The sequence below is a fragment of the Mucilaginibacter sp. genome, assembly GCF_025362475.1.
Lineage (GTDB): Bacteria > Bacteroidota > Bacteroidia > Sphingobacteriales > Sphingobacteriaceae > Mucilaginibacter.
The window spans coordinates 1-11,886 of sequence record NZ_JANYGH010000055.1 but is presented as its reverse complement, the minus strand read 5'-3'; the positions used below and the strand labels follow the sequence as shown (position 1 = coordinate 11,886).

Genomic DNA, 11,886 nt, shown 5'->3' with positions numbered 1-11,886 from the left:
TACTTGTGAAAAAGATCAGAATATCAGCAGTAAGCTATACCAACACCAAGCCCTTTATATACGGTTTACAACAAACCGGGTTCATAGATAAGATAGAACTAAGTTTGGACATGCCGTCAGACTGTGCTCAAAAACTCATAGATGATGTGGTAGACATCGGGTTAATCCCGGTAGCAGCTACCTTAAATCTGCCGCAGTGGGAAATAATATCTGATTATTGCATTGGTGCAGTAGGGCCAGTTAACTCTGTATTCATCTTTAGCAATTGCGCGGTGCAGGATATCAAATACCTGCAGCTTGATCCGCAATCGCGGTCATCCAATAACCTGGCCCTTGTGCTACTTAAAAACTTTTGGAAAGTAAGTCCCGAATTAATTAAGGATGCTGCCGATTATGGCACATCAGCCGAAGCAAATACCGCATTCGTTCAAATAGGCGACCGCACTTTTGGCAAAAAAGAGAAGTATAAATACGCGTATGACCTTGCCGGGGAGTGGCAAAATTTTACCGGCCTTCCATTTATGTTCGCCGGTTGGATAGCCAACAAACCCATTCCGCAGGAATTTATGGATGAGTTTAACGCCGCACTCAAATACGGCCTCGACCACCGCCACGAGCTATTCAAAGAAATTCCGATGCGCGATGATTTTGACATTATAGATTACCTGATGGACAAGATTGATTACGATTTGACAGCAGACAAAAAGAAAGCACTGTTTATGTTTCTTGACTTTATTAAACATTTAGAGGATGAACCTGAGCCGCTCAGGATTGTACAGGATTAAAACAATACCGCACAGGATTGCATAAGATTGAGCAGAAAAAGCATTAATTATGTCAATTCCTTTAATGAAGGCAAAACATTATTCTTCCAATTACATTGGTTATATTGAACAATTAAAACTGTTGTTAAATGAACCAAACTCCATCATTAAAAAATCAGGCCGCCCTGGTAACAGGTTCCGATAGCGGAATAGGTAAAGGTGTTGCTTTGGCTCTGGCTGCCGCCGGAGCCAAATTAGTTATAAATTATGCCCATAACCATGATGCCGCCGAAGAGGTAGTAAGCCAAATAAAAGCTACCGGCGGCGAAGCGTTTGCTATCCAGGCAGATGTGAGTCATGAAGAAGAAGTAAAGGCCATGTTTGCGCAAATGTTTGCGCGGTACGGTACTATTGATATTTTAGTTAATAATGCCGGCGTACAAAAAGATTCCAAATTTGTGGATATGACTTTGGACGACTGGAATAAAGTGATTGGCATTAATTTAACCGGTCAGTTTTTATGTTCACGCGAAGCGGCTAAAGAGTTCATACGCAGGGGAGTAATTGAAGATAGGAGTAGTGCTGCGGGCAAGATAATTTGTATGAGCAGTGTACATGAAATAATTCCCTGGGCCGGTCACGTTAATTATGCAACAAGCAAGGGAGGCATCAGCATGTTCATGAAAAGTATAGCTCAGGAACTGGCTCCACATAAGATCAGGGTTGTGGGTATTGGCCCCGGTGCTATAAAAACCCCGATCAATAAATCTGCGTGGGATACCCCTGAAGCTTTAGATAAACTACTCACCCTCATCCCATATAACAGGATAGGCCAACCCAATGATATTGGGCAACTTGCGGCCTGGCTGGCTTCTGATCAAGCCGATTATATAACCGGTACCACAATATTTATGGATGGCGGCATGACCTTATACCCAGGCTTCGCCGAGAATGGTTAAATTGAGGTTAATTTTATATAAACAAGCTGTTTTTAACCTTGCTAAACCGATTTTTGTAAATGTTTTTTGTTTAGCATATTGTAAAATATACACTAAGTAGATTGCAAAAATCTAAATTTTATACGTCAAATTGACTGTTATTATCAAATATTCATAAAAATTAAATTTTATTTGCCAAATCACTAATTGTAGCATACTTTTGTTGTGGATTTAAAATTTAAACATACATGAAAAAGATATTTTTAACAACCGCAATTGCCGCTTTATTAAGTGTTAATGTATTTGCTGCCGATGGTGGTAAAAGAGTAGATGGAGGCACAAACGTTTCTTACGTAGCCTTACATGGTTTCACAGTTGATTTTGCTGATGCAAAAGATGTAAACTGGACAGTAACTAAAAATTGCCAGAAAGCTACTTTCACTGTTGATGGCGTTAGAAAAACCGCTTTTTACAACCTTAACGGTGAGTACCTTGGTGTTACTCAACGTGTTGATCCTAAAGCGATCCCTGCAAAAACAATGAAACAAATCAACAAAGATTATGCTGGTTACCAAATTGGCGAAGTTATTGTTTACCAGGCTAATACTGATGTAAACTCAAACATCGATCAAACTTCATACTTCGTTGATCTTAAAAATGATGCTCACGAAGTGCTTGTAAGGATAACCCAACAAGCTAACCTTGAATTTTTTCAACAAGTGAAATAATTCCTAAGGAATTGTAAAATTATTAAAGCCGCTCCAGTAAATCTGGGCGGCTTTTTTGTGTTACAAATGTTGCAATTCTCATCTTTTGGCAAACAACTTGGCTGTTTACACCTTTATAAAATATATAAGTTGTAAATATTAATAAGTATTATGCCAAAGACTATCATTGTATCTAACCGATTACCTGTAAAGATCTCCAAAACTGATGATGAATATATACTATCATCAAGCGAAGGTGGGCTTGCAACCGGTTTAGGATCAATATACAAACAAGACGATAATGTGTGGATTGGATGGCCGGGAGTGGAGATTATCGATCAACATGATAAAGATGAGGTAACCAACCAGTTAAAAGAATTAAGTCTTATTCCTGTGTTTCTTGATCAGGAAGAGATCAACCAATACTATGAAGGCTTTTCAAATGAGGTTTTATGGCCAGTTTTCCATTACTATGCCTCAACCTATGCAAATTACAAACAATCCAACTGGGATTATTACCAGGCCGTTAATAAAAAATTCAGGGATGTAGTACTTAGTGTTGCCGAGCCCGGCGACGTGATTTGGGTACATGATTACCAGTTATTACTATTGCCCGCCCTGGTAAGACATGAACTGCCTGATGTTTCTATAGGCTTTTTCCTTCATATTCCATTTCCTTCGCATGAAATGTTCAGGCTCATACCATGGCGTTCAGAGTTACTTGAAGGAATGCTTGGGGCCGACCTGATAGGTTTTCATACATTTGATGATGTACGGCATTTTATAGGAGCAACAACCCGCATTTTACCAGTAATATCGTCATCAAACATCATTACAACAGGTGAGCGATCAATTGTTGTTGAATCATTCCCGATGGGGATAGATGAAAAAAAATATGCTTCATTGCCTTTACAGAAAGATGTTCAACATCAAATAGAACTAATTAAAGACAATTTTAAAGATACCAAACTTATTCTTTCCGTTGATCGGCTTGATTACAGCAAAGGGATATTGCAGCGCTTGCAGGCTTTTGAGCTTTTGTTGCAACTATGTCCTGAATGCATAGGAAAAATAGCGCTTTATATGATTGTTGTACCATCGCGGGATACTGTTCCTCAGTATGCTCATTTACGTGATGAAATAGACAAAAAGGTGGGTAATATCAACTCTATTTATAGAACAATGGATTGGAGCCCTATACATTATTACTATCGCTCTTTCCCTATTGAGATGCTTTCGGCCCTATATTACACTGCCGACGTATGTTTAGTAACACCCATGAGGGATGGCATGAACCTGGTAAGCAAGGAGTATGTAGCCAGCCGCATAAAAGATGATGGTGTATTGATTATGAGCGAGATGGCTGGTTCATCTAAGGAATTAATTGACGCTATAATTGTAAATCCAAATAATACCGGTGAGGTTTGCAGGGCGATATTACAGGCTATTAACATGCCTTTGAGTGAACAGAAAAGACGGATGATACCAATGCGACAGTTGGTAACCAAATTTAATGTTTCGCACTGGGTTAAAATATTTATGGATCGGCTGAAAGAGGTAAAACTAATGCAGCGGTCATTGCAAGCAAGACATGTAAGTAACACTACCGAGCAATCTATCATTAATCGCTATATTAAAACCAAGAAACGCATTATATTTTTAGATTATGATGGTACGCTTGTAGGTTTTAAATCAAACATTGATCAGGCGAGTCCGGATAGAGAACTTTATAATATTATCAACAAACTCACCGAAGATCCTGCCAACCAAGTAGTGTTGATTAGTGGCCGAAAGCATGAAAACCTCGACGACTGGTTTAAGCATACCAACATGTACCTGATTGCTGAACATGGCTCGTGGTTTAAGCAGCAGGGCACATCATGGCATAAAATTGGAGGTTTATCAGACCAATGGAAACAAGATATCTACCCAATTCTGGAAACTTATGTAGATCGTACACCGGGCTCATTCATCGAAGAAAAAACATACTCACTGGTGTGGCATTATCGCAAAGCTCAGGCAGGCCTGGGCGAACTCAGGGCAGGCGAGTTAATGAACAACTTAAAATATCACGCAAGTGACAAAGGGTTACAATTACTGGCAGGGGATAAGGTATTGGAAGTGAAGAATATGGATGTTAACAAAGGTAAGGCGGCTTTAACGCTTACCGAAGGCAAAGATTATGATTTCATTATAGCTTTTGGTGATGATTATACCGATGAGGATATATTTAAAGCTCTCCCCGATAGCGCAATTACCATTAAGGTTGGAAGTAATTTATCGGCAGCCAAGTTTTATCTGCGCAATCCCAAAGAAGTTCGCAAACTACTTACCAGTTTTACAAAAAATGCTGTGGTAGAAGAAGTATAACATGATTACAAAAGTTTGCGGGATTTACAGGGCTTTTTAGTCTTCAAACATTAAAACCTTGTTAATCCAGCAAATCTTTAAATCATATTACAAAAATATAGGTCTGTCTAATTTAATGGCTATCCGGTAGGCGGCATTCATTAAACCAACGTGACTGTAAGCTTGCGGAAAATTACCCCATTGGCTACCTGTTTCCTCATCAACATCTTCACTGAATAATAGCAAGTGATTTGAATACTGCAATAGGTTGGCAAACTCACGTTGTGCATCATCAATACGCCCAACACTGGCCAGGGCTTCAACATACCAAAAAGCGCATATCAGGAAAGTTGTTTTAGGTTTACCAAAATCATCTTTATATAAATACCTGTAAAATAACCCATTAGGTGTTTTTAATTCTTTTTCTAATGCAAGTAAATGATCCTTTGCTCTTTGGGATTCCGGGTCAAGATAATTCATCATGATCAACTGCAAGGTACTGGCATCAAGGTTTGAGCTACCTGCCGAATTGGTGTAAACTTTCCTGATAGGATTGTAGCAGCTTTCAATATGCACAGCAGCTCGATTTTTTAGCGATATGGCTTTATCAATCAACTCTTTATTATCAATAGTGCGGGCCATTTTTTCTGCAGCCGATGCGCCGGCCCATTGAAATAGATTACTGTAACAATGTATATTTGCCATATTTCTGAACTCCCAAATGCCCGCGTCTTTTTCGTCAATCGTGCGCTCAATTTTATTAAGTAGAGATTCTATCCATCTTACAGAATCCTTTCGTTCAGAAAAAACAAAGCGATGATCTGTATATAGTGGTAGCATAGAGATCATTACTTGCCCATAAATGTCATTTTGAATATGCTCTGAAGCCTGGTTGCCAATGCGCACCGGCTGATTGCCCATATATCCTTCCAAATCAGTCAATATCTGCTCAACCAGGTCTTTTTTTCCAGTAATACTATAAAGTGGTTGATAACGGTCATCATCGGAAAAAGAAATATCAGTTACATAACTAAAATACTTTTCCATTTCTTCAAAATGGCCTATGTGATTAAGTGCGGTAATTACGTAATAAGTATCACGCAACCAGCAATATCTATAATCCCAGTTACGACCACTTCCGGGCGACTCTGGCAAGCTGGTTGTACTTGCTGCTATAATGGCGCCAGTATCCTCAAACTGGTGAATTTTTAAGGCCAGGCCAGAGCGGATAACAAAGGGCTGATAATAAGTAGCGATAGATGAGTGCTTAATCCATGTTCGCCAATATTGTATGGTTTCCGCTAAAAAACGCTCGGTTGTAGTTATAAGGGGAGCTTCCAATGGTTCGCCATAAGTAAGGGCAAGATATTTAACTTCATTTAATACAAATGGCTGCTCATCAAATACATAACTAATGGGAATATTGGTTGTAAGCCTTATGCTTTCTTCACCGCCAAGGTATTGTATATGATTACTACCACGGTTAACGGTTAGTTTTACTGCACCGTACTCAGATACAGGCTCACATTTCACCCTTACCCTTGGTGAGCCTTCAATGGCCTCAATTTTCCTGAATAGCATAAGGGGTTTATAATAGCGCTGGTGTTGATAAAAACGAGGGGCAAAATCTGTTACACGGTACTTACCGCCACTGGCAGGGCTTATTTCGGTAATTAAAACATTGGTATTCTCCAGGTAATATTGATGCGAGGTAAATTCTCCTTCGGGCTGAATTGAAAACTCGCCACCTTTCTTTTTATCCAGCAATCCGCCAAAAATAAAAGTGCTGTCAAATCGGGGCCAGCAAAGCCATTCTACATTCGTATTTTTATGTATATGGGCCAAAAACGCACAGTTTCCAATTATCCCGGTATCATAGGTATGTCGTTCCATTAATAGTTTTGCTTTAGTTTGTATACTGTTCAACACCGTTGACTGTGTAATGTTGTTGAGCAGGTATACAATTTCTGTATAATTTTGATTTATTAAACATTGTATATTAACTTAGTAGTCTTTAATCAACCTTAAATTATATAAGCAATGAGTTTACGATTAGGCGATAAAGCCCCAGATTTTAAAGCAAAAACCTCCGCTGGAGACATTGACTTTTACGAATACCTTGGTGATAGCTGGGGAGTATTATTTTCGCACCCAGGCGATTATACACCAGTTTGTACGACCGAACTTGGCAGAACAGCAGCCTTAAAAGACGAATTTACCAAGCGCAATGTTAAAATTCTGGCCCTTAGCGTTGATTCTGTTGAATCACATGCCGGCTGGATAAATGATATTAATGAAACACAGGGTGTAGAAGTTAATTTTCCAATTATTGCAGATGAAGATCGTAAAATCTCTGAAGCCTATGATATGATCCACCCAAACGCATCAGTAAATGCAACTGTACGTTCATTATTCATCATAGGCCCTGATAAGGCAGTTAAATTAATTATCACATACCCTGCATCAACGGGTAGAAATTTCCAGGAAATTTTAAGGGTGATTGACTCATTACAATTAACCGCGAATTATGGAGTAGCCACCCCAGTTGATTGGAAGGATGGAGAGGACGTAGTTGTGGTGCCCGCAATAAAAACAGAGGACATTCCAGCCAAATTTCCAAAGGGTTTCACAGCCATAAAACCTTATTTACGCATTACTCCACAACCAAATAAATAATTTTATTTGGTTTATCATTTATTTTATATATTTGAGAAAGATAGGGTTATCTATTCCGTCTGAACATTAAAACCATTTTATTTTCAGTTTGGCTTTAGTATTTAATCTAACAACAAAAATTTTTAATACGATAATTATAATTATGAAAACTGGAAAAGTAAAATGGTTTAACACACAAAAAGGTTATGGCTTTATTGTTACCGATGATGGTAAAGATCTTTTTGTACACTTTAAGGATGTACAGGGCGGCGTAAATGCCATTAAAGATAATGATAGCGTTACTTACGAAGTGGAAGAAGGCAGAAAAGGATTACAAGCAGTAAATGTTAAAAAAGCATAGTTAACCAAAGTTCTTAACAAGAGACCTCTGCAATCACAGGGGTTTTTTTGTGCTTTTTTTTTGAAATTATATACATAATTCTACTACTTTAGCCATCCAATTACTACAATTATGACTGATGCTACCGCTGCCAAAGCGACAAGAAATATGATATTCCTGGTTCTTGTTGCCTCCCTCGGCTATTTTGTTGATATCTATGATCTTTTAGTTTTCTCGATAGTACGCAAAGCCAGTTTGCTGGATATAGGCGTTTCTGCAGCTGATGTATTGCCCAAAGGCATTTTCATCATCAATGTTCAAATGTTCGGGCTTTTATTAGGCGGCATTTTATGGGGCGTGATTGGCGATAAGCTTGGCCGTATTAAGGTACTGTTTGGTTCCATTTTGTTATACTCTGTAGCCAATTTTGCTAATGCTTATGTACATGATGTAAACACATACGCCTTAGTACGCTTTATTGCAGGTATTGGCCTGGCTGGTGAACTTGGTGCCGGTATTACCCTGGTAAGCGAAACCTTAAGTAAAGAAAAACGTGGATACGGAACTATGATTGTGGCAGTTATTGGTTTATTTGGTGCTGCAGCGGCGGTTATGGTAGCCAAACATGGCTGGCAAAATGCCTATAAGGTAGGCGCCGGACTTGGCTTGCTTTTATTATTATTGAGAATTGGCACTTTTGAATCGGGCATGTTTAAAAACATTGAGCAAAGCAAGGTATCAAAAGGAAACTTTTTCATGCTTTTTACCAGCTGGGACAGGTTCAAAAAATACATTTATTGCATTTTAATAGGTGCACCATTATGGTATGTAGTAGGCGTATTGGTAACCTTATCGCCCGAGTTTGGTAAAGCAATGGGGGCAAAAGAAACCCTAAGCGCTGCCGACGGGATTTTATATTCATACATTGGCATAGCCATTGGCGATATTTTTGCGGGGCTGCTTGCACAAATCACTAAATCAAGAAAACTTACCATGGTGGTGTTCTTATTGCTATCTGTGGTAAGCGTTATATTCTATTTAAGTTCAAAAGATCTAACCAATGCTCGCTTTGTCTGGCTCTGTTTTTTCATGGGCTGCTCCGTTGGGTATTGGGCTACGTTTGTTACTATTGCGGCCGAACAATTCGGTACAAATATTCGTTCCACGGTAACCACCACAGTTCCAAATTTTGTGAGGGGATCATTAATTCCTATAAATATGGCTTTTGCAGCTTTTGCAAAAAGCTATGGCATGGTAACAAGCGGGTATATAATGATGGTGATACTTACACTAATTGCCTTGTTTTCATTAAGTCAGCTAAAGGAGACTTTTGGCAAAGATTTGGATTATGTGGAGATAAGCTAATTTGAAAATTTAACAATTTAAAAGTTTGAAAATAGTTGAGAAAGCAAACAAACGCCATTTTTAAATTCTAAATCTTCAAATTCCCAAATAAAACTAATAAACTACATTTGCATTGATGATAAGCAAAGAACAAATAGCCGCCGATTATAAACAGATACAGGAAGAGATATGTGCAGCGCTTGAACTAACCGATGGACAAGCTAAGTTCGAAGAAGAGAATTGGGAGCGTGAAGGTGGTGGCGGCGGTAGAACGCGTGTAATTCAAAATGGTAATGTTTTTGAAAAGGGCGGGGTAAATTTTTCGGCGGTACACGGTCAATTGCCCGATACTATGAAAAAAGCGTTGCAGGTGGAATCAGATGATTTTTTTGCTACCGGAGTTTCTATAGTGATTCATCCAAACCACCCTTTGGTGCCGATCATACATATGAACATCAGGTATTTCGAGATGCCATCATCCCTTATAAGTAATGGAAAACCGATAAGATGGTTTGGCGGAGGTATTGACCTTACGCCACATTATGTTATTGAGGAGGATGCCCGCTTTTTTCATACTAATTTAAAAGCGGTTTGCGACAGCTACTATCATGATTTCTATCATCGTTTTAAACTTTGGGCCGACGATTATTTCTATATAAAACATCGTAATGAGACTCGTGGAATTGGCGGAATCTTTTATGATCGCTTAACCGCTAACGATGAGTTAAGCTGGGAAAACATCTTTGATTTTTCAAAAGCCCTGGGAAGGTCATTTATTCCTACTTACACAGAATTGGTTAACCGCAATCGTAACAATCCGTTTACTGATGAGCAGCAGCAATGGCAATATCAACGCCGCAGCCGCTATGCCGAGTTTAACCTGGTTTATGACGCAGGTACTAAATTTGGCCTTGAAACAAATGGTCGTATTGAATCTATTTTAATGAGCCTGCCGCCAACAGCCAAATGGCTATATAACTACCAGGCAGTACCCGGCAGCGAAGAAGAAAAAACTTTGTCTCTACTTAAAAAAGGCATTGCCTGGGCTTAAAATCTGTGTATGAAAAAGCTTATTCTTCCAATTGTAGCCATTATTGCTTTGTGCTCTTTCAATATAGGTGATAACCCGCTAAAAGGAACATGGGAGTACGCGGGTGGCCTTTTTAATGATAAAACAGATAGCGTTTCAACCGCATATACGTTACAACGCATATATGATAAATCTCATTATAAAGCGGTGCTAAAAGAAAAAGGGGAGAAGGACGTTATCTACGAAAAAGGCGATTACAAACTTGTGGCTGATACTTGTTTTGAAACGCAAACTTACAGCCTGCAATCCTCAAAGCTACTTAACAAGGTTTTAAAATATAACTATTCAATTAGTAATGATACTCTTAAATTATTAACTGTTTTGCCAAATGGCAATAAGATTGAAGATCACTGGGTAAAGATCAAATAAATTAGCCTGCAACGTTAATAAATTAGGTTGCGTGCATAAATTCGACAGCATATTCTTGCTAAAAATGGCACAATAGTCAACTATTTTCTTAACTTCGCAGGTCGTTTAAATTCAATTTTAACGTACAATTATAGAGAGAAGATTCCACAAATAAATAAAAATGGCCGAAGGAACAGAAAACGATAATTCACACAAAGAAGACAGAATAATTTCGATAAATATTGATGAGGAAATGCGATCGGCTTACATTGATTATTCAATGTCAGTAATCGTTTCCAGGGCACTACCCGATGTTCGCGATGGACTAAAGCCCGTACACAGGCGTGTTTTATTTGGTATGCTTGATCTGGGCTTAAACAACAATAAGCCTTATAAAAAATCTGCCCGTATTGTAGGTGAGGTAATGGGTAAGTATCACCCCCATGGTGATAAATCTGTTTATGATACTATGGTTCGTATGGCGCAGGAGTGGAGTTTACGCTACCTGTTAGTTGAAGGCCAGGGTAACTACGGTTCTATCGATGGTGATGAACCAGCGGCAATGCGTTATACTGAGGCTCGTTTGCAAAAGCTTGCTGAAGAAATGCTTGCTGATATTAATAAAGACACTATTGATTTTCAGTTAAACTTTGATGATTCGTTACAGGAACCAACCGTTTTACCTGCGAAATTTCCCAACCTTTTGGTTAATGGCGCATCGGGTATCGCGGTGGGTATGGCTACCAATATGGCCCCCCATAACCTATCAGAAGTTATTGACGCCACTATTGCATTAATAGATAACAGACAGATAGAGGTTTCTGAACTGATGAAATATGTTAAAGGACCAGATTTCCCTACAGGTGGTATCATCTATGGATTTGAAGGTCCTCGTGAAGCGTTAGAAACAGGCCGGGGCAGGATAGTAATTCGCTCAAGAGCTGAAATTGAAATGCATCATGGTGAAAGAGAGCGCATTATTGTAACCGAAGTACCTTACCAGGTAAATAAGGCTTTAATGATTGAACGCACTGCCGAATTGGTTAATGATAAAAAACTGGAAGGCATATCAGCCATCCGTGATGAATCAAGCAGGGAGGGTATTCGTATTGTATATGAAATAAAACGTGATGCAAATGCAGCTATCGTATTAAACAATTTGTTTAAATACACCGCGTTGCAAACATCTTTCAGCGTTAACAATATCGCGTTGGTTAACGGCCGCCCGATGATGCTTAACCTGAGAGACCTTATCCATCATTTTGTTGATCACAGACATGAGGTAGTTGTACGCCGTACAAAATTTGAGCTTTCTGAAGCCGAAAAACGCGCGCATATCTTAGAAGGTTTA

General features: G+C 38.9%; 11 protein-coding genes. 10 read left to right on the top strand and 1 reads right to left on the bottom strand.

What is annotated here, in order from left to right; genetic code table 11:
• The first annotated feature begins 5 nt into the window (after positions 1-5).
• The 4 genes from Q0R88_RS17510 (at position 6) to Q0R88_RS17495 (ending at position 4,779) form a co-directional block, all read left to right on the top strand.
• Positions 6-785, top strand: coding sequence for a menaquinone biosynthesis protein (locus tag Q0R88_RS17510; protein ID WP_295718556.1), 780 nt, complete (start codon positions 6-8; stop codon positions 783-785).
• A gap of 128 nt (positions 786-913) precedes the next feature.
• Positions 914-1,723 (top strand): SDR family oxidoreductase, encoded by an 810-nt coding sequence (locus Q0R88_RS17505; protein WP_295718555.1) that lies wholly within the window; start codon positions 914-916, stop codon positions 1,721-1,723.
• A 227-nt stretch (positions 1,724-1,950) separates the two neighbouring features.
• Positions 1,951-2,430 carry a hypothetical protein gene (locus Q0R88_RS17500; RefSeq protein ID WP_295718554.1) on the top strand — a complete coding sequence of 160 codons (480 nt, stop codon included), beginning with the start codon at positions 1,951-1,953 and terminating at the stop codon, positions 2,428-2,430.
• Positions 2,431-2,580: 150 nt separating this feature from the next.
• Positions 2,581-4,779 (top strand): bifunctional alpha,alpha-trehalose-phosphate synthase (UDP-forming)/trehalose-phosphatase, encoded by a 2,199-nt coding sequence (locus Q0R88_RS17495; protein WP_295718553.1) that lies wholly within the window; start codon positions 2,581-2,583, stop codon positions 4,777-4,779.
• A gap of 87 nt (positions 4,780-4,866) precedes the next feature.
• Here Q0R88_RS17495 and Q0R88_RS17490 read toward each other — a convergent pair whose 3' ends face one another.
• On the bottom strand, positions 4,867-6,651 hold the full coding sequence (locus Q0R88_RS17490; RefSeq protein ID WP_295718552.1) for a glycoside hydrolase family 15 protein: 1,785 nt from the start codon (positions 6,649-6,651) through the stop codon (positions 4,867-4,869).
• A 147-nt stretch (positions 6,652-6,798) separates the two neighbouring features.
• On the opposite strand from Q0R88_RS17490, the gene Q0R88_RS17485 reads away from it, so the two are divergent.
• The 6 genes from Q0R88_RS17485 to Q0R88_RS17460 all read left to right on the top strand — a co-directional run.
• A complete protein-coding gene (locus Q0R88_RS17485; protein ID WP_295718551.1) occupies positions 6,799-7,434 on the top strand; it encodes a peroxiredoxin in 636 nt (211 codons plus the stop codon).
• 142 nt (positions 7,435-7,576) lie between these two features.
• Positions 7,577-7,774 (top strand): cold-shock protein, encoded by a 198-nt coding sequence (locus tag Q0R88_RS17480; protein ID WP_091142652.1) that lies wholly within the window; start codon positions 7,577-7,579, stop codon positions 7,772-7,774.
• Between the two features lie 111 nt (positions 7,775-7,885).
• Positions 7,886-9,118, top strand: coding sequence for an MFS transporter (locus Q0R88_RS17475; protein ID WP_295718548.1), 1,233 nt, complete (start codon positions 7,886-7,888; stop codon positions 9,116-9,118).
• 115 nt (positions 9,119-9,233) lie between these two features.
• Positions 9,234-10,148, top strand: coding sequence for an oxygen-dependent coproporphyrinogen oxidase (gene hemF, locus Q0R88_RS17470; RefSeq protein WP_295718542.1), 915 nt, complete (start codon positions 9,234-9,236; stop codon positions 10,146-10,148).
• A gap of 9 nt (positions 10,149-10,157) precedes the next feature.
• On the top strand, positions 10,158-10,556 hold the full coding sequence (locus tag Q0R88_RS17465) for a hypothetical protein (protein WP_295718539.1): 399 nt from the start codon (positions 10,158-10,160) through the stop codon (positions 10,554-10,556).
• Positions 10,557-10,716: 160 nt separating this feature from the next.
• Positions 10,717-11,886 (top strand): DNA gyrase subunit A (locus Q0R88_RS17460; protein ID WP_295718536.1); only part of this gene is annotated, 1,170 nt, incomplete at its 3' end.

Excerpts from the sequence above, each read along its gene's own strand:
- Q0R88_RS17495 (WP_295718553.1), top strand. The coding sequence starts at position 2,581 with ATGCCAAAGACTATCATTGTATCTAACCGATTACCTGTAAAGATCTCC.
- hemF (WP_295718542.1), top strand. The coding sequence starts at position 9,234 with ATGATAAGCAAAGAACAAATAGCCGCCGATTATAAACAGATACAGGAA.
- Q0R88_RS17480 (WP_091142652.1), top strand. The coding sequence starts at position 7,577 with ATGAAAACTGGAAAAGTAAAATGGTTTAACACACAAAAAGGTTATGGC.
- Q0R88_RS17485 (WP_295718551.1), top strand. The coding sequence starts at position 6,799 with ATGAGTTTACGATTAGGCGATAAAGCCCCAGATTTTAAAGCAAAAACC.
- Q0R88_RS17465 (WP_295718539.1), top strand. The coding sequence starts at position 10,158 with ATGAAAAAGCTTATTCTTCCAATTGTAGCCATTATTGCTTTGTGCTCT.
- Q0R88_RS17500 (WP_295718554.1), top strand. The coding sequence starts at position 1,951 with ATGAAAAAGATATTTTTAACAACCGCAATTGCCGCTTTATTAAGTGTT.
- Q0R88_RS17505 (WP_295718555.1), top strand. The coding sequence starts at position 914 with ATGAACCAAACTCCATCATTAAAAAATCAGGCCGCCCTGGTAACAGGT.
- Q0R88_RS17475 (WP_295718548.1), top strand. The coding sequence starts at position 7,886 with ATGACTGATGCTACCGCTGCCAAAGCGACAAGAAATATGATATTCCTG.
- Q0R88_RS17490 (WP_295718552.1), bottom strand. The coding sequence starts at position 6,651 with ATGGAACGACATACCTATGATACCGGGATAATTGGAAACTGTGCGTTT.